This window comes from Candidatus Cryosericum odellii (assembly GCF_003570935.1).
GTDB classification, from domain to species: domain Bacteria; phylum Caldisericota; class Caldisericia; order Cryosericales; family Cryosericaceae; genus Cryosericum; species Cryosericum odellii.
Genome location: NZ_QXIU01000048.1, coordinates 22,057 through 22,334 on the forward strand (window position 1 = coordinate 22,057; position 278 = coordinate 22,334).

A 278-nucleotide genomic window follows, 5' to 3' on the forward strand; every position below is an offset into this window, starting at 1 on the left:
CCTGGAGCGACATGCTATCCGGCATTCATGGACTCTCACCTGCATCTTGATCTGTACGGCTTCTCGCTCCTCCATGTGAACCTCAATGGTGAGACCTCACTCGACGGCGCCCTGGAACGGATCCGGTTGGCCGGGAGACCGGACAACGGTACCTGGATCTGCGGCGATTGCTGGGACGACGAACTCTGGTCCGACAGCCCACATCGGCGCCAGCTGGACGATCTCTACCCAAATTCGCCGGTAGTCCTCAACCGTAAGGATTATCACTCGCTCTGGCT

General features: G+C 59.0%; 1 protein-coding gene. It reads left to right on the forward strand.

The annotated features are described in order from the left end of the window. Positions 1-278, forward strand: a 278-nt coding sequence (locus SMC5_RS01820; protein WP_165848923.1) for an amidohydrolase family protein, incomplete at both ends; no start/stop codon positions are given.